General features: G+C 70.1%; 22 protein-coding genes and 1 tRNA gene. 12 read left to right on the top strand and 11 right to left on the bottom strand.

What is annotated here, in order from left to right; translation table 11 throughout:
* Positions 1 to 7 precede the first annotated feature (7 nt).
* A complete protein-coding gene (locus tag OG452_RS21525; RefSeq protein WP_327297223.1) occupies positions 8 to 1,042 on the bottom strand; it encodes a LacI family DNA-binding transcriptional regulator in 1,035 nt (344 codons plus the stop codon).
* A 246-nt stretch (positions 1,043 to 1,288) separates the two neighbouring features.
* Here OG452_RS21525 and OG452_RS21520 point away from each other — a divergent pair, with 246 nt between their 5' ends.
* The 4 genes from OG452_RS21520 (at position 1,289) to OG452_RS21505 (ending at position 4,822) form a co-directional block, all read left to right on the top strand.
* The gene (locus OG452_RS21520; RefSeq protein WP_327297222.1) at positions 1,289 to 2,179 is read left to right on the top strand and encodes an amidohydrolase; all 891 of its coding nucleotides are present in this window, start codon (positions 1,289 to 1,291) and stop codon (positions 2,177 to 2,179) included.
* Positions 2,180 to 2,207: 28 nt separating this feature from the next.
* Positions 2,208 to 2,711 (top strand): cysteine dioxygenase, encoded by a 504-nt coding sequence (locus tag OG452_RS21515; RefSeq protein WP_327297221.1) that lies wholly within the window; start codon positions 2,208 to 2,210, stop codon positions 2,709 to 2,711.
* 158 nt (positions 2,712 to 2,869) lie between these two features.
* On the top strand, positions 2,870 to 4,294 hold the full coding sequence (locus tag OG452_RS21510; RefSeq protein ID WP_327297220.1) for a purine-cytosine permease family protein: 1,425 nt from the start codon (positions 2,870 to 2,872) through the stop codon (positions 4,292 to 4,294).
* A 93-nt stretch (positions 4,295 to 4,387) separates the two neighbouring features.
* On the top strand, positions 4,388 to 4,822 hold the full coding sequence (locus tag OG452_RS21505) for a hypothetical protein (protein WP_327297219.1): 435 nt from the start codon (positions 4,388 to 4,390) through the stop codon (positions 4,820 to 4,822).
* Between the two features lie 459 nt (positions 4,823 to 5,281).
* Here OG452_RS21505 and OG452_RS21500 read toward each other — a convergent pair whose 3' ends face one another.
* The gene (locus OG452_RS21500; protein ID WP_327299721.1) at positions 5,282 to 6,673 is read right to left on the bottom strand and encodes a cystathionine beta-synthase; all 1,392 of its coding nucleotides are present in this window, start codon (positions 6,671 to 6,673) and stop codon (positions 5,282 to 5,284) included.
* 97 nt (positions 6,674 to 6,770) lie between these two features.
* Here OG452_RS21500 and OG452_RS21495 point away from each other — a divergent pair, with 97 nt between their 5' ends.
* The 3 genes from OG452_RS21495 to OG452_RS21485 all read left to right on the top strand — a co-directional run bounded on the left by OG452_RS21495 (position 6,771) and on the right by OG452_RS21485 (position 10,571).
* Positions 6,771 to 7,901, top strand: coding sequence for an SGNH/GDSL hydrolase family protein (locus OG452_RS21495; protein ID WP_327299720.1), 1,131 nt, complete (start codon positions 6,771 to 6,773; stop codon positions 7,899 to 7,901).
* Between the two features lie 176 nt (positions 7,902 to 8,077).
* Complete coding sequence (locus tag OG452_RS21490; RefSeq protein WP_327297218.1) at positions 8,078 to 9,298, top strand: acetyl-CoA C-acetyltransferase; 1,221 nt, start codon at positions 8,078 to 8,080, stop codon at positions 9,296 to 9,298.
* 421 nt (positions 9,299 to 9,719) lie between these two features.
* On the top strand, positions 9,720 to 10,571 hold the full coding sequence (locus OG452_RS21485) for a hypothetical protein (protein ID WP_327297217.1): 852 nt from the start codon (positions 9,720 to 9,722) through the stop codon (positions 10,569 to 10,571).
* A 74-nt stretch (positions 10,572 to 10,645) separates the two neighbouring features.
* On the opposite strand, the gene OG452_RS21480 is transcribed toward OG452_RS21485, so the two are convergent.
* Positions 10,646 to 10,963, bottom strand: a complete 318-nt coding sequence (locus tag OG452_RS21480; protein ID WP_327297216.1) for a hypothetical protein — start codon at positions 10,961 to 10,963, stop codon at positions 10,646 to 10,648.
* A gap of 110 nt (positions 10,964 to 11,073) precedes the next feature.
* On the opposite strand from OG452_RS21480, the gene OG452_RS21475 reads away from it, so the two are divergent.
* Entirely contained in the window at positions 11,074 to 11,304 is a 231-nt protein-coding gene (locus tag OG452_RS21475; protein ID WP_327297215.1) for a DUF4287 domain-containing protein, read from the top strand.
* Between the two features lie 145 nt (positions 11,305 to 11,449).
* Here the strand turns inward: OG452_RS21475 and OG452_RS21470 are convergent, their stop codons facing one another.
* The gene (locus OG452_RS21470; RefSeq protein ID WP_327297214.1) at positions 11,450 to 12,331 is read right to left on the bottom strand and encodes a Bax inhibitor-1/YccA family protein; all 882 of its coding nucleotides are present in this window, start codon (positions 12,329 to 12,331) and stop codon (positions 11,450 to 11,452) included.
* A 129-nt stretch (positions 12,332 to 12,460) separates the two neighbouring features.
* Positions 12,461 to 12,543 (bottom strand) — tRNA-Leu (locus tag OG452_RS21465).
* Between the two features lie 408 nt (positions 12,544 to 12,951).
* Between OG452_RS21465 and OG452_RS21460 the strand changes: the two genes are divergently transcribed.
* Together OG452_RS21460 and OG452_RS21455 are read left to right on the top strand one after the other, a co-directional pair.
* Positions 12,952 to 13,722: an ABC transporter ATP-binding protein gene (locus OG452_RS21460; RefSeq protein WP_327297213.1), complete on the top strand. Its 771-nt coding sequence runs from the start codon at positions 12,952 to 12,954 to the stop codon at positions 13,720 to 13,722.
* A gap of 94 nt (positions 13,723 to 13,816) precedes the next feature.
* Positions 13,817 to 16,342 carry an ABC transporter permease gene (locus tag OG452_RS21455; protein ID WP_327297212.1) on the top strand — a complete coding sequence of 842 codons (2,526 nt, stop codon included), beginning with the start codon at positions 13,817 to 13,819 and terminating at the stop codon, positions 16,340 to 16,342.
* A gap of 115 nt (positions 16,343 to 16,457) precedes the next feature.
* Here OG452_RS21455 and OG452_RS21450 read toward each other — a convergent pair whose 3' ends face one another.
* Positions 16,458 to 17,753 carry a cyclopropane-fatty-acyl-phospholipid synthase family protein gene (locus tag OG452_RS21450; protein WP_327297211.1) on the bottom strand — a complete coding sequence of 432 codons (1,296 nt, stop codon included), beginning with the start codon at positions 17,751 to 17,753 and terminating at the stop codon, positions 16,458 to 16,460.
* A 205-nt stretch (positions 17,754 to 17,958) separates the two neighbouring features.
* Positions 17,959 to 19,371 carry an NAD(P)/FAD-dependent oxidoreductase gene (locus OG452_RS21445; protein ID WP_327297210.1) on the bottom strand — a complete coding sequence of 471 codons (1,413 nt, stop codon included), beginning with the start codon at positions 19,369 to 19,371 and terminating at the stop codon, positions 17,959 to 17,961.
* 635 nt (positions 19,372 to 20,006) lie between these two features.
* On the opposite strand from OG452_RS21445, the gene OG452_RS21440 reads away from it, so the two are divergent.
* Together OG452_RS21440 and OG452_RS21435 are read left to right on the top strand one after the other, a co-directional pair.
* Entirely contained in the window at positions 20,007 to 20,279 is a 273-nt protein-coding gene (locus OG452_RS21440; protein WP_327297209.1) for a type II toxin-antitoxin system Phd/YefM family antitoxin, read from the top strand.
* Entirely contained in the window at positions 20,276 to 20,545 is a 270-nt protein-coding gene (locus OG452_RS21435; protein ID WP_327297208.1) for a type II toxin-antitoxin system RelE family toxin, read from the top strand. Before OG452_RS21440 ends, OG452_RS21435 begins: the two co-directional genes overlap by 4 nt.
* A gap of 50 nt (positions 20,546 to 20,595) precedes the next feature.
* On the opposite strand, the gene OG452_RS21430 is transcribed toward OG452_RS21435, so the two are convergent.
* The 4 genes from OG452_RS21430 to eno all read right to left on the bottom strand — a co-directional run bounded on the left by OG452_RS21430 (position 20,596) and on the right by eno (position 24,216).
* Positions 20,596 to 21,525, bottom strand: coding sequence for a Ppx/GppA phosphatase family protein (locus OG452_RS21430; RefSeq protein WP_327297207.1), 930 nt, complete (start codon positions 21,523 to 21,525; stop codon positions 20,596 to 20,598).
* 59 nt (positions 21,526 to 21,584) lie between these two features.
* Positions 21,585 to 22,133, bottom strand: coding sequence for a DUF501 domain-containing protein (locus OG452_RS21425; RefSeq protein WP_327297206.1), 549 nt, complete (start codon positions 22,131 to 22,133; stop codon positions 21,585 to 21,587).
* Between the two features lie 117 nt (positions 22,134 to 22,250).
* Positions 22,251 to 22,727 (bottom strand): FtsB family cell division protein, encoded by a 477-nt coding sequence (locus tag OG452_RS21420; RefSeq protein ID WP_327297205.1) that lies wholly within the window; start codon positions 22,725 to 22,727, stop codon positions 22,251 to 22,253.
* 199 nt (positions 22,728 to 22,926) lie between these two features.
* A complete protein-coding gene (eno, locus tag OG452_RS21415) occupies positions 22,927 to 24,216 on the bottom strand; it encodes a phosphopyruvate hydratase (protein WP_327297204.1) in 1,290 nt (429 codons plus the stop codon).
* Between the last annotated feature and the right edge of the window lie 293 nt (positions 24,217 to 24,509).

Genomic DNA, 24,509 nt, shown 5'->3' with positions numbered 1-24,509 from the left:
CCCAGCGTCAGCTGGGGGAGTTCGAGTGCCGGGGGCCCGGGGGCATCGCCCCCGCAGCCGACCCGCGCTCCACCAGCCGCGGCGCGCACAGAATCCGCTTGCGCCGCACCCGCCGCCCCTCGATCGCCGCCACGGCCAGCCGCGCCGCCTCCGCCGCGATCTCCGCGAGGCCCCAGTCCAGGGTCGTCAGCGCGGGCGTCAGGACCCGGGAGACCGGGTGGTCGTCGAAGCCGACCACCGACAGGTCCCGGCCGATCGCCAGGCCCGCTTCGGCGGCCGCCGCGTACACCCCGTACGCGATCGAGTCCGAGAAGCAGAACACCGCGGTGGAGCGGCCGTCCACCACTCCGCGCGCCACCCCGGTCGCCTCGCCCAACTCCTGTGCGCACGGCACCACTTCGACATCGAGCCCGAGCCGGCCCGCCGCCTCGCGCACATAGACGTCGGCGGGGCGGTCGGGGGTGCTGGGCCCCGTCGGGGTCAGCACCGTCACCCGCCGGTGTCCGAGCCGGCCCAGATACGCGAGCACCGCGTCGATCCCGGCCCGGTTGTCGAAGAGCACCTCCCCGGCGGTCCTGGCCTGCTGGAGCGAGTCACCGATGGAGACCACCGGCACCACGTCGGCGATCTTCGCCCACCCCTCGGCCGACGGGTCGACGGGCGAGACGAGCAGACCGTCCACCCGCTGGTCGCGGAGCTGCTTGGCGAGGACGAGCTCCCGTGCGGGGTCGCCGCCCGCGTCGAGGATCAGCGCATAGCGGTCCCCCGCCAGGAGTTCGCGCCCTATCGCCGCCATCAACTGCTGCTGCCAGAGGTCCTGGAGGTCACCCGCGAGGACACCGACCATGCTCGTACGGCCGCTGGCGAGGGCGCGGGCGATGGGATCCGCCTCGTACCCCAGCTCGGCGGCGGCCTTGCGGACCCGCTCCTCGGTCTCCTTGGAGACCTGTTTGCCGCGCAGGGCGTACGAGACGGCGGCAGTGGAGAGGCCGGTGGCCTCTGCCACCTCGCGGAGGGTGGTGCGCTTGCTCGGCCTGGCCATGACGGGAAGCCTACCGGCCACCTCCGACAGCCCGCCGTGCCATTGCGCAGACCCGCGACCGGCTTTCCCCGGCCCGATCGGCCCCGTCCGGCCCAGCCCGGCCCGCTCACTGGCCCCGCCCGGCCCGGCACCGGGTGCCGGCCGGCGCCCACCCGGCACCCAGCCCTGACACCTCACCTTGACACCACACCTCGTTAACCGCTTCACTTAAGCGCGTCAGTTAATCGCTTAACACAAAGGTGAACCTTGCTTGTAGACGTCCACCAGCACCTCTGGCCGCCGGGCTTCACGGAGCTGCTGCGTGCCCGCACCGCCGCCCCGCACCTCGACGGCTGGACGCTCCACCTGCAAGGAGAGCCGCCGTACGCCGTCGACCCGGCCGATCACGACATCGCGGCCCGCACCGCACTGGCCCACTCCGACGGCCTCGGCCTGGCGCTCGTCTCGCTCTCCAGCCCGCTCGGTATCGAATACCTGCCGCCCGCCGAGGCGGACCCGCTGCTGGCCGCCTTCCACGACGGCGCACTGGCCCTCCCGGCACCCTTCGGCGCCTGGGCGTCGGCGGGGCTCGTCGCGCCGGACCCCGAAGCTCTGGCCCGCACCCTGGGCCAGGGGTGCGCGGGGCTCCAACTGCCCGCCACCGCACTGCTCGACGAGGCGGGCTGGGCGCACTGCGCACCGCTGCTCGACACGCTCACCCGCATCGGCAAGCCGCTCTTCGTCCACCCGGGCGCGGCGCCGCCCAGCGGCCCCGGCGCCCCGCCGTGGTGGCCCGCACTTGTGCCGTACGTCCAGCAGCTGCACGCCTCCTGGTTCGCCTTCCGCGCGTTCGGCCGACCGCGCCACCCCGGCCTGCGGGTCTGCTTCGCCGCCCTCGCGGGTCTCGCCCCGCTGCACGGCGAGCGGCTCGCGGCCCGGGGCGGCGGCCGGGGCCAGGTCGATTCCGATGTCTTCTACGAGACCTCCTCGTACGGCACCCGGGCGGTGGACGCCCTGGTGCGGGCGGCCGGTATCGACGTGATCGTGTCCGGCAGCGACCGCCCGTACGCCCGGCCCGTCATCCCCGACCTCGGCGCCGAAGCGGCCGTCCACGCGCTCCGCGCCGCCAACCCCGCCCGCCTCCTGCGGATCCGGTGAAACCCCTCCTCCCGAAAGGAGCAACCCCGTGACGTACGACGCCGCGCTGCCCGACCGTAATCTCGACAAGCGTGAACTCCAGGCGCTGGTGGACGACTTGGCCGCCCGCCCGGAGCTCTGGCGCTCCGAGGTCGCCTTCTCGGACACCGACCGGCACTACGCCTCGCTGCACCGCGACGAGTACGTCGACATCTGGCTGCTCTGCTGGACCCGGCAGAACGACACCGGCTGGCACGACCACGACATCTCGTCGGGCGCGGTCCGGGTGGTCCAGGGCGTGCTGACCGAGTCGAATCCGCGCATCGGCGGCCGGCACCTCGCGACAGCGGTCGGCGCGGACACCTCCTTCTGCTTCGGTCCGGACCACATCCACCGCCTGACCGGGGCGACGGACGACGCGGTCTCGATCCACGCGTACTCGCCGCCGCTCTGGAGGCTCGGCCAGTACGACATCAGCGATGACGGTCTGATGCGCCGGATTTCCGTGTCATATGCGGACGAACTACGCCCAATGGACAGTCCCGCCGCCTGAAGGATCAGCTAACCAACCGGCACTAATTTGCCTGGACCTATTGACCTTCCATTCATCACGGCACACTCTGCATAGATCGATACAACGTCGGTCGGCACACACCCGGCCAGCGATGGCAGCGCGGTGAACGCAGCGCAGTGGTGAGAGGGAGGCCGTCAGTGGCAGGCCTGGTTGAACAGCGGTCGATCGATGTCGTCCCCGACGAGGAGCGCCACGGCAGCGCCTTCTCGCAGTTCACCCTCTGGGTGGGCGCGAACCTCCATATCACCGCGGTCGTGACCGGCGCGCTGGCCGTGGTCTTCGGCGGCGGCGCGCTCTGGTCGATCGTCGGACTGCTGCTCGGCAATCTGCTGGGCGGGACGGTGATGGCCCTCCACTCGGCGCAGGGCCCCCGGCTCGGGCTGCCCCAGATGATCTCGTCCCGTGCGCAGTTCGGCGTCAAGGGCGCGGTGGTCCCGCTGGCCCTGGTGATCCTGATGTACGTCGGGTTCTTCGCCAGCGGCACCGTCCTGGCGGGACAGGCGGTGGGCAAGCTGACCCACCTCGGCGACACCGCGGGCATCGTCATCTTCGCCGTGATCACCGCGGCGATGGCGGTCATCGGCTACCGGGTGATCCACACCCTCGGCCGGGTGGCGAGCGTCATCTGCGCCATCGCCTTCATCTACCTGGGGATCCGGCTGCTCGACCGCATCGACCTGGGCACGGTCCTGCACGACCACAGCTTCTCGTTCCCGCTGTTCCTGCTCGCGGTCTCGCTCTCGGCCTCCTGGCAGCTGGCGTTCGGCCCGTACGTGGCGGACTACTCGCGCTATCTGCCCCGTACGACGAGCGGCCGGGCCACGTTCTGGTGGACGCTCGGCGGCACCACGCTCGGCTCGCAGTGGTCGATGACCTTCGGTGTCCTGGTGGCGGCCACGGCGGGCGACGCCTTCCTGAACAGCCAGGTCGGCTACGTGGTCGGGCTCGGCGGCACCGGCCTGATGGCCTCGGTCCTCTACTTCGTCATCGCGCTGGGCAAGCTCACGATCAACGTGCTGAACACCTACGGCGGCTTCATGTCGATGGTGACGAGCATCAGCGGCTTCCGCGGCCAGAAGACCCTCACCCCGCGCGGCCGCACGCTCTACATCCTGGTCATCATGGTCGCGGGCACGGCGGTGGCCCTGGCGGGCAAAGACAGCTTCCTCGACTCCTTCAAGGACTTCCTGCTCTTCCTGCTGGCCTTCTTCACCCCGTGGTCGGCGATCAACCTGGTCGACTACTACCTGGTCTCCCGCGAGCGCTACGACATCCCGGCCCTCTCCGACCCGAAGGGCCGCTACGGTTCCTGGCGCTGGGACGCCCTGCTGGTCTACGGGATCGGCCTGGCGGCCCAGTTCCCCTTCCTGGCCACGTCCTTCTACACCGGACCGCTGGTCGGCCCCCTCGGCGGCGCCGACGTCTCCTGGATAGTGGGGCTCGTGGTCCCGGCGGCGCTGTACTGGGTCCTGGCGCGGCGGAACACCTCGCACATCCCGGCGGCCACCATCCTGTCGACGCCGGCCGCCGAGCCCGTACCGGAGCAGGTGCCGTCCCCGTAGGGCGGCGCGGACGGCGGGACGGGTGGAGGTCCCCCCTGAATTGGGGGGTTAGCCCCACTGCTCCCCGCGCCCCGGGTTCGTACCATGGACACCATGGAAGCCAGCGACCCGGAGTTGAAGAAGGAACTCGACGCCGCCCTGCACGCCCGCAGGGAACTGGGCGAGGATTACGACTCGGCCCTGGTCGAATCGTTCCTGGAGAAGGTCGAGCAGCGGCTCGACTCCACGGTGGACCGGCGGGTTCGCCGGCAGATGGCCGAACAGCAGATGGTCGTCGCGCGGGGCGGCAAGCGCCCGCAGCAGCCCGAGGGCAGCTTCGGCGAACGGTTCGGGTTCGGGATCGTCACGATGTTCCTGGCCGTCCCGCTGTCGGCGATCGGGGTGGTCAACGCGGGCCTGGCGGGTCTCATCGTCACGTGGGCGGGGATCGCCGGGGTCAACATGGTCCACGCCGCGCGCGACGGCGGGCTGTTCCATCGGCTGCGCACCCACTCGAAGACCTCGCCGGAATCCGGCTGGGAGGACTGACGAGGGTCCGGTCATCCCATACAGCCGCCGGCCGGCCCGGCGCGGCAGACAGCAGCCGCTGCTGCCCCCGCACAAGGGTGAGCGCGGGGACCGCCGCACCCCCGGCGGACCGGGGGCCGGGACGACAGCGGTCCCCGCGAGGGACGCGGGTCCGGGTCAGGGGCCGGGGTGCCGCGTCCAGGGCGTCCTGGAGGCCGGGAGCCGCTCCGGAGGTCCGTGACGCCGTTCGTGGTGCCGGCGGGTCTCCCTGCCGGCATCCACCAATCTGCCGCAGCCTTGTTAAGAGGGTGCTGCGCGGGCGTGTCACCCGTGTACCGCTTGCGTGTACCGCTCGGACGAGCACTGCCCGCGGAGGCGGGATCAGCGGGTGTACGGCGGTCCTCCCCGCGCACGGGATACGCGGGGAGAGCCGCCGACCGAACCAGCCGCACACCGGCTGCCGGACCGGAGTGCCAGGTCTCAGCGGGCGTCGGCGTTACGTGCCAGGTAGCTCAGCAGATCCTGGCGGCTGACCACCCCCGTCGGCTTCCCCTCCACCAGTACGATCGCCGCGTCCGCCTTTTCCAGGACGGCCATCAGATCGGCGACCGGCTCGCCCGAGCCGACCAGCGGAAGCGGCGATGACATGTGCTTCTCCAGCGCGTCCCCCAGCGAGGCCCGCTGGGTGAACAGCGCGTCGAGCAGCTCGCGCTCCACCACCGAACCGATGACCTCGGCGGCCATCACGTCCGGGTGCCCGGCCCCCGGCTTCACGATGGGCATCTGCGACACGCCGTACTCGCGCAGCACGTCGATCGCGTCGCCGACGGTCTCCTCCGGGTGCATGTGCACCAGGTGGGGGATGCCGTCCTCCTTGCCCAGCAGCACATCGGAGACGCGCGGCTCGGTGCCGGGCTGCTCCAGGAACCCGTAGTCGTTCATCCACTCGTCGTTGAAGATCTTCGAGAGGTAGCCGCGCCCGCTGTCCGGCAGCAGCACGACGACGATGTCGTCGGGCCCGAGGTCCTCCGCCACCCGCAGCGCCGCCACGACCGCCATCCCGCAGGAGCCGCCGACCAGCAGGCCCTCCTCCTTGGCGAGCCTGCGCGTCATCTGGAAGGAGTCCTTGTCGGACACGGCGACGATGCCGTCGGTCACCGTCCTGTCGTACGCGGAAGGCCAGAAGTCCTCACCGACGCCCTCGACCAGGTAGGGCCGCCCCGAGCCGCCCGAGTACACGGAGCCCTCCGGGTCGGCGCCGATGATCTTGACCTGGCCGTCGGACACGTCCTTGAGGTACCGGCCGGTGCCGGTGATCGTGCCACCCGTGCCGACGCCCGCGACGAAGTGGGTGATCCGCCCGTCCGTCTGCTCCCACAGCTCGGGGCCTGTGGTCTCGTAGTGCGAGCGCGGGTTGTTGGGGTTGCTGTACTGGTCGGGCTTCCACGCGCCCGGCGTCTCCCTGACCAGGCGGTCGGAGACGTTGTAGTACGAGTCGGGGTGGTCGGGGTCGACGGCGGTGGGGCAGACGACGACATCGGCCCCGTACGCCCGCAGTACGTTGATCTTGTCCGTCGACACCTTGTCCGGACAGACGAAGATGCACTTGTAGCCCTTCTGCTGGGCCACGATCGCCAGGCCGACACCAGTGTTGCCACTGGTCGGCTCCACGATCGTGCCGCCGGGCTGCAGCTCGCCGCTCTGCTCCGCCGCCTCGATCATGCGCACGGCGATACGGTCCTTCACGGAACCGCCCGGATTGAAGTATTCGACCTTGGCCAGGACGGTCGCCCTGATCCCTGCGGTCACGTTGTTGAGCCTCACCAGCGGGGTGTTGCCGACGAGGCTGATCATCGAGTCGTGGAAGTGCACCATGGCGGTCAGCGTATTGGACAAGATTGGGCAGCACCGGTGTACGGGCAGTTACGTCGTGTACGGCTATGAGGAGGTGGCAGTGTCGAGGGCGAGGGTGGCGCGACGGATCGCCGCGGGCGCGGCGTACGGAGGCGGCAGCATCGGGCTGGTCGGAGCGGCCGCGGTGGGTGTGGTGCTGGCGGAGGTCCAGCTGGCCAAGCGTTCCGTGGGCGGGGGGCGGGCCCCGCAGGCTCCGAGCGCGGACGGGCGGTACGGGCTGGCGTTCGCGGACCGCACGGGGCGTCTGGAGCCGTTACGGCTGGCCATGCTCGGCGACTCGACGGCGGCGGGCCAGGGCGTACGGCGGGCGGGCCAGACCCCGGCCGCGCTGCTGGCCTCCGGCCTCTCCGCGGTGGCCGAGCGGCCGGTGGATCTGCGGAACGTCGCGCTGCCCGGCGCGATGTCGGACGATCTGGACCGGCAGGTGGGGCTGGTGCTCGCCGACCCGGCGCGGCTGCCCGAGGTCTGCGTGATCATGATCGGCGCGAACGACGTGACCCACCGGATGCCGGCCACCCAGTCCGTACGCCATCTGGCGACCGCGGTCCGCAGGTTGCGGACCGCGGGGGCCGAGGTCGTCGTCGGGACCTGCCCCGACCTGGGCACGGTCGAGCCCGTCTACCAGCCGCTGCGGTGGCTGGCCCGGCGGGTCTCCCGGCAGCTGGCGGCGGCGCAGACGATCGGGGTGGTCGAACAGGGCGGGCGGACGGTGTCGCTCGGCGAGATGCTGGGCCCGGAGTTCGCTGCGAACCCCCGCGAGCTGTTCGGCCCTGACAACTACCACCCATCCGCCGAGGGGTATGCGACGGCCGCGATGGCGGTGCTGCCCACGCTCTGCGCGGTGCTGGGTCTGTGGCCGGAGACCGACCGCCTGGACGCCACCCGCGACGAGGGCATGCTGCCGGTGGCCAAGGCCGCGTCGGCCGCCGCGTCCGAGGCGGGCACCGAGGTCACGGGCGCCCGCGCACCCTGGGCCCTGCTGAAGCACCGCAGGCGGCGGCGCCTGCCGGAGTCACCCGAAACGGCGCACGCCGCGCCGGCCGGGGAGCACCGGCACGGGCCGCAGCCGCCGATCGCCCCCGGGCCGGGACCGGGCCCGGATGCGGACCCGGCTCCCCGCCGGGGGCCGGGCCCTGATCCGGGCCGGGAGCCGGGGGTCGCGCAGCCCCCGGTCCCGCCATCCTGAGCGGTCGCTTAGAAAAGAGGCCCGCATCACACACCGTCCCCGGTGACCCAGGCGGTACGTCCGGGTAACTTCCAATCAGCCCTGCCGCCCAACCAGCACCGCCCCCGAAACAGCACTGCCGTCCGAACCAGCACTGCCGCCCAGCCAGCCCGCTTTCTCAGCCTCATGGAGCCGTGATGCCCGAAGCCGTGATCGTCTCAACCGCCCGCTCCCCCATCGGCCGCGCCTTCAAGGGTTCGCTGAAGGACCTGCGCGCCGACGACCTCACCGCCACCATCATCCAGGCCGCCCTCGCCAAGGTCCCCGAGCTGGACCCGCGGGACATCGACGACCTGATGCTGGGCTGCGGGCTGCCCGGCGGCGAACAGGGCAACAACCTGGGCCGCATCGTCAGCGTGGCCATGGGGATGGACCACCTCCCCGGCTGTACGGTCACCCGCTACTGCTCGTCCTCCCTCCAGACCTCGCGGATGGCGCTGCACGCCATCAAGGCGGGCGAGGGCGACGTCTTCATCTCGGCCGGTGTCGAGATGGTGTCGCGGTTCGTGAAGGGCAACTCCGACAGCCTTCCCGACACGCACAACCCGATCTTCGCCGAGGCCGAGGCGCGCACCGAGGCCGTGGCCAAGAGCGAGGGCGCCTCCTGGCACGACCCCCGCGAGGACGGCCTCGTCCCGGACGCGTACATCGCGATGGGCCAGACCGCCGAGAACCTGGCCGGGCTCAAGGGCGTCACCCGGCAGGACATGGACGAGTTCGGCGTGCGGTCGCAGAACCTCGCCGAGGAAGCGATCAAGAACGGCTTCTGGGCCCGTGAGATCACCCCGGTGACGCTTCCCGACGGCTCGGTCGTCTCGGCGGACGACGGCCCGCGCGCCGGCGTGACCCTCGAAGGAGTCCAGGGCCTGAAGCCGGTCTTCCGCCCCGACGGCCGCATCACGGCGGGCAACTGCTGCCCGCTCAACGACGGCGCGGCGGCCGTGGTGATCATGAGTGACACCAAGGCCCGCGAGCTGGGCCTGACCCCGCTGGCCCGGATCGTCTCGACCGGCGTCACCGGCCTCTCCCCCGAGATCATGGGGTACGGACCGGTCGAGGCGTCCAAGCAGGCGCTGAAGCGGGCGGGCCTGACGATCGGCGACATCGACCTGGCCGAACTGAACGAGGCGTTCGCCGCCCAGGTCATCCCGTCCTACCGGGACCTGGGCCTCGACTTGGACAAGGTGAACGTGAACGGTGGCGCCATCGCCGTCGGCCACCCCTTCGGCATGACGGGCGCGCGCATCACCGGCACGCTGATCAACAGCCTGCAGTTCCACGACAAGCAGTTCGGCCTGGAGACGATGTGCGTGGGCGGCGGCCAGGGCATGGCGATGGTCATCGAGCGCCTCAGCTGATCCCGCCAGGCCCCGGTTCCACCGTGGTTCACAGTCGCCCCACAGTGATCCCACAGCGACATCACAGACACGCACACTGCGCACCCGGACACTGACGCTGCGTCGGTCAAACCGCCCCCGACCCCTCCCGCAGGAGGGGTCGGGGCGGTCGCAACTCCGCTACCCAGAGGCACGATTGATGCCGTCACTGTCACAACTCCCCTCCGCTCACGCCTCTCGCCACCCAGTCGTGACCGAATCTCCCCCAGGATGTGACCTATCTCCTGGGAACTTTTCGTTCCCGCAGGTCACGGCAGTATCAGAGGGAAAAACAGGGCCCAAAGACCTGTCCAATTCATGACGTAATGCACTGACAGCGGACACACTCTCACGACAAGCTGATGTAGGAAGTCGGGGACCGATTGAATCCGGGAGTAAGTCAGTGAGCACTTTGTCGATTGCCCTGCTGCTGACGACGGCCGCCGCCACGGCCGTCGGCGCTGCGTCCCTGCATGCCGCACACGGCCTGCGCCGCCAGATCGCCGCCCTGCGCGACGACCTCGCCGGCGCGTCCGGCGGCAGCACCCGGGGCGCGACCGTACCGGCCGCGCGTGAGACCCCGGCGGCCGAGATACGGGCGGCCGTGGCGGAAGCGCTGGCCGAGGAGCGTGAGCGCGAGCTGGCCGAGGCGCGCGCCTTCTGGGCCGCGCAGGAGTCCCGCGACGCGGCGGACGCCCCGTCCCTGCTGGGCGGCCTGGCCGGACTCGGCGAGGACGCCGCGTTCTTCCTTCCGCGCCAGACCGACTTCACCGGCGTCGACCCGGCCTTCGAAGCCGGTTTCGGCCCGGAGCTGGAACCGGCCGTCGAGCCGGGCGCCGACGCGGACGACGAGCCGGGCCCCGACGAGTACGTGGCCGACAGCGCCGAACTGGCCGCGGCCCGCCGCAGGCACCCCTCGCACCCCGACTTCGTCCCGGTGCAGACACCCGTGGTGACCGAGCACGAGCGCATGGTGACCCGCCTCGAAGAGCTCGCCGAGACCCGCACCGCGCTCTCCGACGTCCGTCCGGGCCCGCTCGGGACGCTCGATGTGTACGTCTTCACGGACGGCACGACGCTCTGTATGACGCCGGGCCACCGCGAGACCGCCGAGCGGCTCTCCGAGGCCCTGCGCGCGGGCGACAACCCGGTCCTGCTGGGCGGTTCCGGCATCTCCGGCGCGTACGCGCTGACCTTCACCTGCGGCGAGGAGAACGTCTACATCCTCGCGGACCGCGTCATAGCGTCGCTGTAACGCCGGACCGCGTCACAGCGCCGCCGTAGCACCCGTCGCTGCAACCCCCGTCGCCGTAGCGCCCCTCGCGCCCCTCACAGCCCCGATCGGGCCTCGGCAGCCTCCACCGACTTCACGGCCTCGTCCAGCTCCACGGACGGGGCCGTTCGCAACTCATCGGCCAAGTCGTGTGCCGCCACGGCGACTTGATCGGCGACGGCGAATATCCCGGCGTCCGGCATGATCCGTACGGCGGTGTCCGGGGACTCCAGACGCTGGGAACGCGAGGACAGTTCCCTGGCCAGCTCAAGACCGACGGCGGCGGCGCCGCGCTGGAGCCGACTCTGCGGGGCGGAGCGCAGCCGGTCGGCGAAGCGGTCCGCAGCGGTGGTGAAGGGCGTCGTATCGAGCACGCCGCGACCCTACGCGCCCGGCCCTGACGGTTGCCAACGGGCCAATGCTGAGGCACGGTGCAGTGAAGGCACAGCAATACCGACTCAGCGCAATGCCTCCGGAGGCGCCGATGTCCCAAGTCTTCTCCGAAGAGACCCATCGCAACATGCTCTCCCGCATCCCCGAGTGCACCGGCCGTGAAGTGTCCGACTGGCTCCGTGCCGTCGACGAAGGCCCGACCCTCGTCCGCTTCGACGAGAAGGTCAGCTGGCTCAGGACCGAACACCAGCTTGCCTACGGCCACGCCAAGGCGATCATCCACGAGTACGACCTGAGACGAGCCGCAAGGCGGCTGCTCTAGGACCTCCGGGCACCAGGCACCGCAAAGCGACCCACCATTCCAGCGCACGTGACAGGGCAAGTTGAAGGGGCCCGTCCGGATCACCTCCGGACGGGCCCCTCACTGGCGGCCGGGGCCGCCCACTCACTGCCCCGGTGCCACTGCCCTAGTCGTTGCCGCTGAAGATCGCGACGAGCCGCAGCATCTCCAGGTAGATCCAGACGAGCGACATGGTCAGACCGAACGCCGCCAGCCACGACTCCTGGCGCGGGGCGCCGTAGGTGATGCCGTCCTCGATCTGCTTGAAGTCCAGCGTCAGGAAGAAGCAGCCGATCAGGATCGCCAGCACCCCGACGAGCGCACCGAGCGGTCCGAAGTCGCGCAGCCCGCCGTCACCGGCGACACCGAAGGCGACCAGCAGCAGATTGACCACCATCACCATGAGGAACGCCATCGCGATGATCATGCCGATGCGGGCGTACCGCGCGGTGACCCGGATCCAGCGCTGCTTGTACGCCAGCAGGCTCGCGGCGGACACCGCCATCGTGCCCAGTACCGCCTGGAAGGGTGCGCCCGACCACTGGCTGTTGTACATCTCGCTGAGCACGCCGAGGAAGACGCCCTCGAAGAACGCGTAACCGAGGATCAGCGCGGGTGCCGGCGTGCGCTTGAAGGACTGCACCATCGCCAGCACGAAGGCCACCAGCGCGGAGCCGACGGCCAGCCCGTAGCTGGTCGAGGAGACCGGCAGCAGCGCCCAGGCCAGCACAGCGCCGAGAGCGACCGTGCCGAGCGTCATGGCCGTACGCGTGACGACGTCGTCCATCGTCATCGCGCCGGCGCGCGCGGGCGCCTGGGGGCCGTACGGGTCGGTCGCGTACGGATTGGCGGCGTACGGGTTGGCGTACGGGTTCTGGCCGGACGGGTTCTGCGCGTACGGGTTGGTCCCTACCGCGGGGCCCCCGGCCTGCGGCGCCGCGTTGAATCCCGCGTAGCCGTTGTCGCGGCTGAAGCCCCGTCGCGAGAAGACCGGGTTGCTGCTCCTCATCTCACTCCTCAGTGGCCACGGTGCGTGGCCTCGTGAGACAGAGTAATGGGACAGCAAAGAGAAGGGCGTAGTGCCTGGGAAGGATCTTTCCGCGATCGTGACACCGGCCGCACCCGGTGCCCGGCGAGGTGCCCGGAACCGGACTTGAACCGGTACGCCCCCGAGGGGCAGCGAGGTTTAAGCTCGCCGTGTCTGCATTCCACCATCCGGGCAAGACGCGCGGCACCGCATTCGCGTTTCAGAGACTATCCGGACGCGCCGCCCTGACAGCGGACCCTTATCCCGATGTTGTCTTATTTTATTGATGCCTGAAGGTGCGTCAGCGAGTGGATGCGCCATCGGCACATGCCGCACGTGGTGACGGCCCCGTACCGAAGCGTTCGGGATTGACGGAAAGTCGCCGTAGCGCCCGCCACCCCCGGCCGGGCCACGGGGCGCCGCCGGGCCCAGGTACCCGCGGGGGACGGCCTCAGGGGCGGTGTCATACCGGAGGAGGAGGCGGCGCCCTCCCGGTCACTCTCAAGAGGGCCATGGGAACGGGCATGCGGAGGGACGTTCCGGCGCCGGGCGGCCGCGAGGATGGAGAGGTCCCCGCAACCCGTTCCGAACAGGAGCCCCACGTGACCTCGACCACCACCGCCCGCCGCGCCACCGCGGTGGCCGCCCGCGCCTCCGACCTCTCCAAGGTGTACGGCCAGGGGGAGACCCAGGTGGTCGCCCTGGACGGCGTGTCCGTGGACTTCCGGCAGGGCGAGTTCACCGCGATCATGGGCCCGTCCGGTTCCGGGAAGTCGACGCTGATGCACTGCGTCGCGGGGCTCGACACCTTCACATCGGGATCCGTACGCATCGGTGAGACCGAGCTGAGCACCCTCAAGGACAAGCAGCTCACGCAGTTGCGCCGGGACAAGATCGGCTTCATCTTCCAGGCCTTCAACCTGCTGCCCACGCTGACGGCTGCCGAGAACATCACCCTGCCGATGGACATCGCGGGCCGCAAGCCCGACAAGGCGTGGCTGGCGAACGTCATCGAGATGGTGGGGCTCAAGGACCGGCTCAGCCACCGGCCCACCCAGCTCTCCGGCGGGCAGCAGCAGCGCGTCGCGGTGGCCCGTGCGCTGGCCTCGCAGCCCGAGATCATCTTCGGCGACGAGCCGACCGGGAACCTGGACTCGCGCTCGGGCGCCGAGGTGCTCGGCTTCCTGCGCAACTCCGTACGGGAGCTGGGCCAGACCGTCGTCATGGTGACCCATGACGCGATGGCCGCCGCCTACGCGGACCGGGTCATCTTCCTCGCGGACGGCCGGATCGTCGACGAGATGCTGTCGCCCGGCGCCGACGCCGTACTGGACCGGATGAAGGAGTTCGACGCCCGGGGCCGGACCAGCTGACCCCGCCCCGGCCGGTCCCGCCCCGGCCGACCCCACTCCGTACGGGCCACTCCGCCCGCCCCGCCGGCTCCTCACCTCAGGACTGACACCCACCATGTTCCGTACCGCCCTGCGCAATGTGCTCTCGCACAAGGCCAGGCTGCTGATGACCGTTCTCGCCGTGCTGCTCGGCGTGGCCTTCGTCTCCGGCACCCTGGTCTTCACCGACACCCTCAGCCACGCCTTCCGCAACCAGTCGGCCAAGAACTACTCGGACGTGGCCGTAGCGGTCACCTCGTACTCCGACTCGGACAACCCCAAGGAGGCCCCCGGGGTCAGCGCGAAGACCCTGGACCGGATACGGGGCCTGGACGGTGTCGCCTCGGCCACCGGCCGCCTCTCCGGGTTCGCCGGTGTCGCCGACCACAAGGGCAAGCTGATCGGCAACGGCTGGTCCAACAAGGGCGGGAACTACTCCCCCGGCGCCCAGGGCAAGGACAGCCAGTACGCGTTCACCGACGGCTCCGGCCCGGTGCGCGGCGGCCAGATCGCGCTGGACCGGGACACCGCGGACAAGGGCGGCTACCACGTCGGCGACACCGTGCGGGTCGCGACGAACGGGCCGGTGCGCACGTACACCCTCGGAGGGATCTTCACCACCGACGACGGCGCGGTCGGCGCGGGCGGCAGCCTGGTCCTCTTCGACACCGCGGTCACGCAGAAGCTCTATCTGCAGCCCGGCTGGTACCAGGACGTCAACATCGCGGCCTCCCCCGGCACTTCCCAGGCGAAGCTCCTCTCCGAGGTCAAGCCGCTCCTCCCGAAGAACGCCGACGCCCAGACCGGCAAGCAGCTCGCCGACAAGCAGGCCAAGCAGATCGAGCGGGAGATGTCGGGGCTGAGCCAGATGCTCCTCGGCTTCGCAGCGGTCGCGCTCTTCGTCGGGATCTTCCTGATCTCCAACACCTTCACCATGCTGGTCGCCCAGCGCACCAAGGAGCTGGCCCTGCTGCGCGCCGTCGGCGCGTCCCGTAAGCAGGTCACCCGCTCGGTGCTCGCCGAGGCGCTGGTGGTGGGCACGATCGCCTCCGTGGTCGGCTTCGGACTCGGCATCGGCCTGGCCGTGGGGCTGCGCTCGGCGATGGGCTCGTTCGGGGCGAAGGTGCCGGGCGGCCCGCTGATCGTGGCGCCCAGCACGGCGCTGATCGCGCTGCTCGTCGGCGTGCTGATCACGATGCTCGCCGCCTGGCTGCCGGCCCGCAGGGCGGCGAAGATCCCGCCGGTCGCGGCGATGGGCAGCGCCCATCTGCCCGCCACGACGAAGTCCCTGGTGGTACGGAACTCGATCGGCGCCGTCATCACGCTGGCCGGCGCCGCGGTGATCTTGGCCGGCGCGTCGGCAGGCTCCAGCGGCCGGATGATGATCGGGGCCGGTGCGTTCCTGGCGCTGATCGGCGTGATCGTGCTGATCCCGCTGCTCTCCCGTCCCGTCATCGCGCTCGTACGGCCGCTGCTGACCCGGGTGTTCGGGGTGTCGGGCAAGCTCGCGGGCCAGAACGCGGTCCGTAACCCGCGCCGCACCGGGGCCACCGCTTCCGCGCTGGCGATCGGTCTGACCCTGGTCACCGGTCTCTCGGTAATCGGTGTCACGGTGGGCCAGTCCGTGGACCGGATGACCACGGACAACTTCAAGGGCGACTACATGGTCCAGATGGCCAACGGCATGTCGCTGACGCCGTCCACGGTCACCGCGCTGGAGAAGGCGAAGGGCGTCACCGCGGTCTCCCCGCTGAGCGGCACCCAGATCGTCATCGACGGCAGTGATCAGTCGGTCTCCGGTGTGAAGCCCGGCGACATCCAGCAGGTGCTCAACCTCCCCGTGGTCTCGGGCTCGCTGGACTCGCTCGCCAATGGGCGGATCGCTGTCGAGCAGAAGACGGCGGAGAAGGAGGGCTGGAAGCCCGGCAGCAAGGTGTCCGCCAAGTACCTGGACGACAAGAAGGGCTCGCTGACGGTCGGCGCGGTCTTCAAGGAGAACCAGTTCGTCTCGTCCGTACTGGCCCCCGCCTCGGTGCTCGCCCCGCACGAGAAGACGCAGGACATCCAGCAGATCTTGGTGAAGACGGACGGCGGCAGCGGCTCCGGTGAGCAGGCCCTGGTGGACGCGATGGGCGGCAACCCGGCCATCTCCGTCATGGGTCAGCAGGACATCCGCAACTCCATGGGCGGCATGATCAACACCACCCTGAACATCATGTACGGGCTGCTGGCGATGGCCCTGATCATCGCGGTGCTCGGCGTCATCAACACCCTGGCGATGTCGGTCTTCGAGCGTCAGCAGGAGATCGGGATGCTGCGGGCGATCGGCCTGGACCGGGCAAAGGTGAAGCGGATGATCCGGCTGGAGGCCGTGGTGATCTCGCTCTTCGGCGCGGTGGTCGGGATCGCGCTGGGATCCTTCCTGGCCTGGGCGGTCGGCCAGACCATCAAGTCGAGCATCCCGCACTATGTACTGGTCATGCCGTGGGGGCGGATCGGCGTCTTCCTGGCGCTCGCGGCGGTCGTCGGAGTGCTGGCCTCGCTCTGGCCGGCCCGCAGCGCGGCACGGCTGAACATGCTGACGGCGATCAAGACGGAGTAAGCGGAGTAGGCCGGCGGGCGCCGGTCATACGCAGGCGGGGAGGCCCGGGACATCGACAGTCTCCCGGGCCTCCCTTGTGTGTGCCCGGCGCCCTCCCGGCAGGCTCGCGGGCCCGTCAGCGCCAGTCGCGGGCCCGGCGCGGCAGCCCCGAGGCCCCGCTCTCCGGGGTCTTCACGGCCAGCACCTGGTTGACGCCGATCCGGTTCTTCTCGAAGGCGAGCGCGGAGGCGGCCATGTAGAGGCGCCAGATCCGGGCCCGGCCCGGACTCGTCAGCCGGACCGCCTCCGCCCAGCGGGCCTCCAGGTTGGCCACCCACTCCCGGAGCGTCAGCGCGTAGTGCTCGCGGAGCATCTCGACGTCGCGGGCCTCGAAACCGGCCTCCTCAAGGAGCTCCACGGTCCGGCCGACCGGCGACAGCTCACCGTCCGGGAAGACGTAGGCGTCGATGAACGCGTCGATCTCGTACGCCGATTCGTCGCGCTCGGGGCGGCGGCCGATCTGGTGGTTGAGCAGCCGGCCGCCGGGCTTGAGCAGCGCGAACAGATCGTCCGCGTACTCCCGGTAGCGGACCGAACCGACGTGCTCGGCCATCCCGATCGACGAAATCGCGTCGTACGGGCCGTCCTTGACGTCCCGGTAGTCCTGGACGCGGATCTCGATCCGGTCGGTCAGGCCCTCCTCGGCGATGCGCTTGCGTGCGAACGCGGCCTGCTCGCGGGAGAGCGTGACACCGGTGACCCGCGCCCCGTACTCGCGCGCGGCGTGGATGGCCATCGAGCCCCATCCGCAGCCGACGTCGAGCAGCCGCATGCCCTCCTTGAGATCCAGCTTCCGGCAGACCAGGTCGAGCTTGTCGCGCTGGGCGGTCTCCAGCGTGGAGTCCTCGGCCCAGTAGGCGCAGGAGTAGACCATCGAGGGCCCGAGCACCAGCTCGTAGAAGTCGTTGCCGACGTCGTAGTGGTGGCTGATGGCCTGCTGGTCGCGGCGCTTGGTGTGGATCGGGCCACGGCGGCGTCTGATCTCCTCCGCGGGCGGGGGCGGTGGGGGCAGCAGCCCGCCGATGTCCAGCAGCCCGCGGGCGGCGGCCCGCAGCTTCGGGTCGAGCAGCGGCAGGCGCGCCTTCTTGAGCTCCGCCGGGTCGTCGCGCTCCCAGATCAGTCCGGCCAGCAGGTCGAGCGCCGCGTACAGATCGCCGTCCACATCGATCTCACCGGCGACCCAGGCCCGGGCGAGGCCGAGCTCCCCCGGCTTCCACAACAGCCGCCGCAGGGCGCGCCGGTGACGGATCACCAGGGCGGGCGTCCCCGGCGGCCCGGACTCGCTGCCGTCCCAGGCCCGGATGCGGACCGGGAGCGGGGCTCCCAGCAGCTCCTCGGCGAGAGTGGTCAGCCGCAGCGCGGCGTCGGCCATGGCGCACACCTCCGTACAACAGATGGGAAAGGCTCAGCAGTAGGTAAACACCGAACACCCGCCGCCACAGTCCCAATACCACATAACGGGAGCGTAAAATCCGTGGTGGATACATGTACATCTGTCCCGGTACGTCGAAGAGGCCGCCCGCACCACGGATGGCGGACGGCCTCTTCGACTTGAACGAACCTGCTGCGCTACCGGGTCAGGCCTTGGCCTTCTCGGCGTCGGACTTGCCCGCTTCGGACCTGCTCGCTTCGGACTTCGGCGCCGCGGGACGGGGCGCCGGCTTGGCCGCCTCGTAGAACTCCTCGCGCGGAGTCTCCATCGCACCGAGCGAGACGACCTCGCGCTTGAGGAACATCGCGAGCGTCCAGTCGGCGACGACGCGGATCTTGCGGTTCCAGGTCGGCACCGCGAGGCCGTGGTAACCACGGTGCATGTACCAGGCGAGACGACCCTTGAGCTTGATCTTCATCTTGCCCATGACGATCATCGCGACGCCCTTGTGGAGGCCGAGACCCGCCACCGCGCCCTTGTTGGCGTGCTCGTAGTCGCCCTGCGGGAAGCCGCGCATACCCGAGATGACGTTGTCGCCGAGGACCTTGGCCTGGCGCAGCGCGTGCTGGGCGTTCGGCGGGCACCATGCGTTCTCGACGCCGGCCTTGCGGGCGGCCATGTCCGGGACCTGCGCGTTGTCACCCGCAGCCCAGATGTAGTCCGTGCCCTGGACCTGGAGCTTCTCGGAGGTGTCCACGTGGCCGCGGGGGCCGAGCGGCAGACCGTAGCGCGCCAGGACCGGGTTCGGCTTGACGCCGGCGGTCCAGACGAGCGTGTTGGCGTCGACCTCCAGGCCGTTGTTCAGCACCACGTGGCCGTCGATGCAGGAGTCCATGCCGGTCTTGAGGTAGACCTCGACCCCGCGGGACTCCAGGTGCTCCTTGCCGTACGCGCCGAGCTTCGGCCCGACCTCGGGAAGGATCTTGTCCGCCACGTCGACCAGCAGGAAGCGCATGTCCTCGCGCTTGACGTTGGTGTAGTACTTCGCGGCGTCCCTGGCCATGTCCTCGACTTCGCCGATGGTCTCCGCACCAGCGAAGCCACCGCCGACGAAGACGAAGGTGAGCGCCTTGCGGCGGACGTCCTCGTCGGTCGTCGAGTCGGCCTTGTCGAGCTGCTCAAGGACGTGGTTGCGCAGACCGATCGCCTCTTCGACACCCTTCATACCGATGCCCTGCTCGGCGAGGCCGGGGATCGGGAAGGTGCGGGAGACCGCGCCGAGCGCGATGACCAGGTAGTCGAAGGGCAGCTCGTAGGCCTCGCCGACGAGCGGCGCGACCGTGGCGACCTTGCGGTCCTGGTCGATCGTGGTGACTCGGCCGGTGAGGATCTCGGCCTTCGGCAGCACGCGTCGCAGCGGGACGACGACGTGCCGGGGCGAGATGCTGCCGGCAGCAGCTTCGGGGAGGAAGGGCTGGTACGTCATGTACGAGCGCGGGTCCACGACCGTGACGGTCGCTTCGCCGTAGCGCATCTTCTTGAGAATGCGTCGAGCTGCGTACAGGCCTACGTACCCGCCTCCAACTACGAGGATCCTGGGACGCTCCGTGGTGCTCATGGCATCGAGTATCCACCTCCTGAGGGGGGGTACCTCGTGCGCCCCTTCACAAGGTCGACGGGCACCTCTGCTACACTGCGCGGCTCACATGACGGAGGTCACTCCTCCATAAGGGAACCAGCACCCCTTGATGGACGTTGTCCACCCCTCTTGAGCTGGCCCTCACGGCGTCGCGGCGGGTGGACCACTGCCCGATGACAGCCCCCTGCGACACGTCCAACACCGCACGCGATACGCGGAATAGAGACCTGTGGGCACTCGACGGCGACCAATGTCCGCAGATCTTCGGCCGAGAGGCCCGAATTCCTTGTGAAGAACTTCACGAAGTTTCCCGCGGCCGACCGCCGGGGCGGCTCACAGGGACGCCCCGGAAGCCTGACAACGCTGTCATCGACACCCCCGGAGACGCTTCCCTGACCCACGTCCTCGTCGTCAAAACCGGCGACCGGCGCGACGCCTGCCGCAACATCTGAGAGCAGGCAGCGCGGAGCCCTGAGACTCCGGGCCGCCTCAGAGCCTGGGGGTCACCCGGCGTCGCGCGCGCAGCCCCAAGCGATGCCGTCGGGCATCGCCTCCAAAGCGTCACTCCACTCCCGAGGCGTGTACGTGTACACGATCGTGCGTACACTTCCTTTATGGCCGAGCGCACTGTGACTGTACGGGAAGCCCGCGCACACCTGGCGGACCACATCAATCGTGCCGAGGAGGGCACACCTACGGTGATCACCCGCAACGGCGAGCCCGTCGCGGCCGTGGTGCCGATCGCGGACTTCAACGCACTGGAGGAAGCAGCCGACGTGTTGCTGGCCCGGGAGGCGGAAGCGGTCCTGGCCCAGGGCGGCCCGACGGTGCCTATGGCCGAGCTGCTGGCAGACCTGTTCGCCGAGCGCACCGACGACGCGGCGTGAAGTACGAGTTCCGGTTCACCACAGCCGCACCGCGGCAACTTCGGGCCATCGGCCGGCCTGCCGCCATGCACATCCTGGCGGCGCTGACCGCGCTCGGCGACGATCCGTACCGTGAGGACGCCGACATCAGGAAACTCACCGGCCCGTCGGGCCTCTATCGGCTCCGGGTCGGCAGCTACCGGGTCGCCTATCAGGTCGAAGACGGCGAGCTCATCATCCTCGTCGTCAAGATCGGCGACCGGCGCGACGTCTACCGCCACATCTGAGATCAAGCGGCCCGGAGCCCTGAGACTCCGGGCCGCCTCACAGCAGAGGGTCACTCGTCGTCGAGTGCGGCATGCCAAGCGATGCCGTCCAGGATGTCGTGCTCGCTGACGACCACCTCGCCGGCGCCGGTCCGCTTCATGACCGAGTGCAGGATCATCGCGCCCGCGCCGATGACGTCGACCCGTCCCGGATGCATCACCGGGATCGCCGCTCGCTCTTCGTGAGACGAGATCAGCAGGGTTCCGGCGATCTCGCCGACCTGCGCGGCGGTGATCCGTGAGTGGTGGATCGCCGTCGAGTCGTAGGCTTCGAGGCCCAGCGCGATGGCGCTGACGGTGGTGACCGAACCGGCGAGACCGACGAGTGTGCGGTTCCCGGACAGCGGGACCGTCTCCGCCGCCTGGTCCAGCGCGGCGTCGATGTCGGCCCGCATCGCGGTGATCTCGCCGAGCGTCGGCGGGTCGTGGCGGACGTGCCGCTCGGTGAGCCGTACGCAGCCGATGTCCACCGAGCGGGCCGCCTCGACGTTCTCGTCCCCGACGACGAACTCGGTGGAGCCGCCGCCGATGTCCACCACCAGGTACTCGCCGCCCTGCCCGGCCAGCTCTTTCGTCGCGCCGGTGAAGGAGAACTCGGCCTCCTGGTCGCCGGTGATCACCTCGGGTTCGACGCCGAGGATGTCGCGCACCCCGCTGACGAACTCGTCGCGGTTCTCGGCGTCGCGGGACGCGGAAGTGGCGACGAAGCGGAGGCGTTCGGCGCCGTGGGCCTTGATGATCTCGGCGTACTCCGTACAGGCCGCGAAGGTCCGCTCCAGCGCCTCGGGGGCGAGCCGGCCCGTCCGGTCGACGTCCTGGCCCAGCCGGACGATGGTCATCCGCCGGTCCAGGTCGACGAGTTCACCGGTGGCGGGGTCGGCGTCCGCGACGAGCAGACGGATGGAGTTCGTACCGCAGTCAATGGCAGCGACGCGGGTCATATGAGTGTCCTCACAGATGTATGAAAGGGGGGGTGGGGTTCCATCCCCGGCCCAGATCCTCAGTCGCCGAGCGGGGTGGAGCCTTCGCCGTCCCGCGCCCGCGGCACGCACGGGCCCTTCGCCCACCACTCGGGCAGCATCGCGATCGCCTCGTCCCCCAGCGGGTTGACGCCCGGCCCCGCGGCCAGCGAGTGACCCACCAGGACGTGCAGGCACTTGACCCGGTCGGGCATGCCACCCGCACTCGGGAAGCCCTCCAGGACCTCGATCTCGTCGCGGCGGGCGAGGTAGTCCTCGTGCGCGGCCCGGTAGGCGGCGGCCAGTTCGGGGTCGGTACGCAGGCGCTCGGTCATCTCCTTCATGACGCCGTTCGCCTCCAGCGTGCCGATCGCGGAGGCCGCACGCGGGCACGTCAGGTAGTACGTCGTCGGGAACGGCGTGCCGTCCTCCAGACGCGGGGCCGTCTCGACGACGTCGGGGTTGCCGCACGGACAGCGGTGCGCGATGGCGCGCAGCCCGCGGGGCGGGCGGCCGAGCTGCTCCTTGAACGCGCTGATGTCCGCGTCGGTGGGCTCGGTACGGTCGGTCTGCGGAGGGGGCGTTTCCATGCCTGCCTTGGATCTGAGTGCCTGTGAAGTGATGTGCTCGGGAAGTGATGTGCTCGGGAAGTGCGTGCCTGTGGGACGGGGCCGGCAGCGAACAGCTGATGGCCGGCGCGGCCCCGCCTAAGGGGCCTTGGTGCGGTCCGCGCTGTCCACGCCGTCCCACAGGTTCGAGTACCACGGCCGGTCCGCCGCGCCCTTGCCGCCGGAGCGCTGGGTGCGGGCATCGGGGTCGATCATGGTGTAGCTGGTCTCCCCCGGCCGCACGTAGTGCAGTTGCTCACGGGCCAGCCGCTCCACGTACGCGTTGTCCTGGAGGCGGGCCTTCTCGTCCCGCAGCTCCTCGACCCGCGCCCTCGCGTCGCTGACCTGGCGCCGCTGGTCGGCGATGTCGCCGCGCTGCGACACGTACTGCCGCATCGGATAGGCGAGCGCCACCACCAGGGTGCAGAGCACCATCAGCAGTATCGCCGCCCGGCCGGTGAGCCGGGGTCTGCGTGCCTGGCGCCTGGACTGGGAGCGGTAGACACGGGCCGCGGTCTGCTCGCCGAGCACCTTGAGTCTGGTCGCGGTGGAGAACCGGTCCCGGTTCCCTGCCATGCCGCCTCCCCGTTACACACGCACGTCCGTCCCCGGACACGGTACGGGACCGGGTACGGGGACGGCTGCGCGTGGCTGCGCCTTTGCTGCTGATTCAGCTCTTTATTCAGTTCTTCGGCCGTGTCAGCTGTTCTTCGTTCGATTCAGCTGCTCTCCGGCTGTGTCAGCTCCCGGCCGTGGCAACTGCCCTCGAACCGTTTCAGCTGGAGCGGAAGCGCGGGAACGCCGAACGGCCCGCGTAGACCGCGGCGTCGTCGAGGATCTCCTCGATGCGCAGCAGCTGGTTGTACTTGGCGACGCGGTCCGAGCGGGCCGGGGCGCCGGTCTTGATCTGGCCGCAGTTCACGGCGACCGCGAGGTCGGCGATGGTGACGTCCTCGGTCTCGCCGGAGCGGTGCGACATCATGCACTTGAAGCCGTTGCGCTGCGCGAGCTCGACGGCGTCCAGGGTCTCGGTCAGCGAACCGATCTGGTTGACCTTGACGAGCAGGGCGTTGGCGGAGCCCTCCTCGATGCCGCGGGCCAGACGCTCCGGGTTGGTGACGAAGAGGTCGTCGCCGACGATCTGGACCTTGGCGCCCAGCTTGTCGGTGATGACCTTCCAGCCGTCCCAGTCGTCCTCGTACAGCGGGTCCTCGATGGAGACGAGCGGGTACGCGGAGACGAGCTCCTCGTAGTACTCGGTCATCTCGGCGGCCGAGCGGGACTTGCCCTCGAACTCGTACTTGCCGTCCTTGTAGAACTCGGAGGCGGCGACGTCGAGCGCGAGCGCGATGTCCTTGCCCGGCGCGTAACCGGCCTCCTTGATGGCCTCAAGGATGAGGTCGAGGGCGGCGCGGTTCGACTCCAGGTTCGGCGCGAAGCCGCCCTCGTCGCCGAGACCGGTCGACAGACCCTTGGTCTTCAGGACCTTCTTGAGGGTGTGGTAGACCTCGGCGCCCCAGCGCAGCGCCTCCGAGAAGGACTCGGCGCCGATCGGCGCGATCATGAACTCCTGGATGTCGACGTTGGAGTCGGCGTGCGACCCGCCGTTCAGGATGTTCATCATCGGAACGGGCAGCAGGTGCGCGTTCGGGCCGCCGAGGTAACGGAAGAGCGGGAGGTCGGAAGCCTCGGACGCGGCGTGCGCCACGGCGAGCGAGACGCCGAGGATGGCGTTGGCGCCGAGCGAGCCCTTGTTCTCCGTCGCGTCCAGGTCGAACATCGCCTGGTCGATCAGGCGCTGCTCGGTGGCGTCGTAACCGACGAGCTCCGGCCCGATCTGCTCGATGACGGCGAGGACTGCCTTCTCGACACCCTTGCCCTGGTAACGGTTGGGGTCACCGTCGCGGAGCTCGATGGCCTCGAACGCACCGGTGGAGGCGCCGGACGGGACGGCGGCACGGCCCGTGCTGCCGTCGTCGAGGCCGACCTCGACCTCGACCGTGGGGTTGCCTCGGGAGTCCAGGATTTCCCGGGCTACGACGACGTCGATGGACGGCACTAGCATCTCCTTCTGGGATGTGACGCTATGGGCGCAGGGTCTCTTTGGCCTTGCGGCATGAGCCTAACCGGCTCTGAGTCATCAGTCGGCAGGGCGCCCGGCCCGTGGGACGAAAAAGGGCCCAAAAGCTTGTATGACGGTGTGAAAGTCAACAAATCTACCAGACGGTGACCAAGTGACCTGCCCCGGCCGGGTCGCGGGATGAACCAGGACGCGGCTCCGGTCGGTCCGGTCGGCTCCGGTCAGTCCGGTCGGCTCCGATGGAGAGACCCCCGGCCCGGCGCGTACGGGGGAGTCGC

Source organism: Streptomyces sp. NBC_01197, from assembly GCF_036010505.1.
Taxonomy (GTDB): Bacteria; Actinomycetota; Actinomycetes; order Streptomycetales; family Streptomycetaceae; genus Streptomyces.
Note: the sequence above shows the minus strand (reverse complement) of the source record. Positions and strands in the feature narration are given on the sequence as shown.

Bases quoted from the DNA above. Each gene is read 5' to 3' on its own strand.
- OG452_RS21525 (WP_327297223.1), bottom strand. From the start codon at position 1,042: ATGGCCAGGCCGAGCAAGCGCACCACCCTCCGCGAGGTGGCAGAGGCC.
- OG452_RS21505 (WP_327297219.1), top strand. From the start codon at position 4,388: ATGGAAGCCAGCGACCCGGAGTTGAAGAAGGAACTCGACGCCGCCCTG.
- OG452_RS21490 (WP_327297218.1), top strand. From the start codon at position 8,078: ATGCCCGAAGCCGTGATCGTCTCAACCGCCCGCTCCCCCATCGGCCGC.
- OG452_RS21475 (WP_327297215.1), top strand. From the start codon at position 11,074: ATGTCCCAAGTCTTCTCCGAAGAGACCCATCGCAACATGCTCTCCCGC.
- OG452_RS21470 (WP_327297214.1), bottom strand. From the start codon at position 12,331: ATGAGGAGCAGCAACCCGGTCTTCTCGCGACGGGGCTTCAGCCGCGAC.
- OG452_RS21455 (WP_327297212.1), top strand. From the start codon at position 13,817: ATGTTCCGTACCGCCCTGCGCAATGTGCTCTCGCACAAGGCCAGGCTG.
- OG452_RS21450 (WP_327297211.1), bottom strand. From the start codon at position 17,753: ATGGCCGACGCCGCGCTGCGGCTGACCACTCTCGCCGAGGAGCTGCTG.
- OG452_RS21445 (WP_327297210.1), bottom strand. From the start codon at position 19,371: ATGAGCACCACGGAGCGTCCCAGGATCCTCGTAGTTGGAGGCGGGTAC.
- OG452_RS21440 (WP_327297209.1), top strand. From the start codon at position 20,007: ATGGCCGAGCGCACTGTGACTGTACGGGAAGCCCGCGCACACCTGGCG.
- OG452_RS21430 (WP_327297207.1), bottom strand. From the start codon at position 21,525: ATGACCCGCGTCGCTGCCATTGACTGCGGTACGAACTCCATCCGTCTG.
- OG452_RS21425 (WP_327297206.1), bottom strand. From the start codon at position 22,133: ATGGAAACGCCCCCTCCGCAGACCGACCGTACCGAGCCCACCGACGCG.
- OG452_RS21420 (WP_327297205.1), bottom strand. From the start codon at position 22,727: ATGGCAGGGAACCGGGACCGGTTCTCCACCGCGACCAGACTCAAGGTG.
- eno (WP_327297204.1), bottom strand. From the start codon at position 24,216: ATGCTAGTGCCGTCCATCGACGTCGTCGTAGCCCGGGAAATCCTGGAC.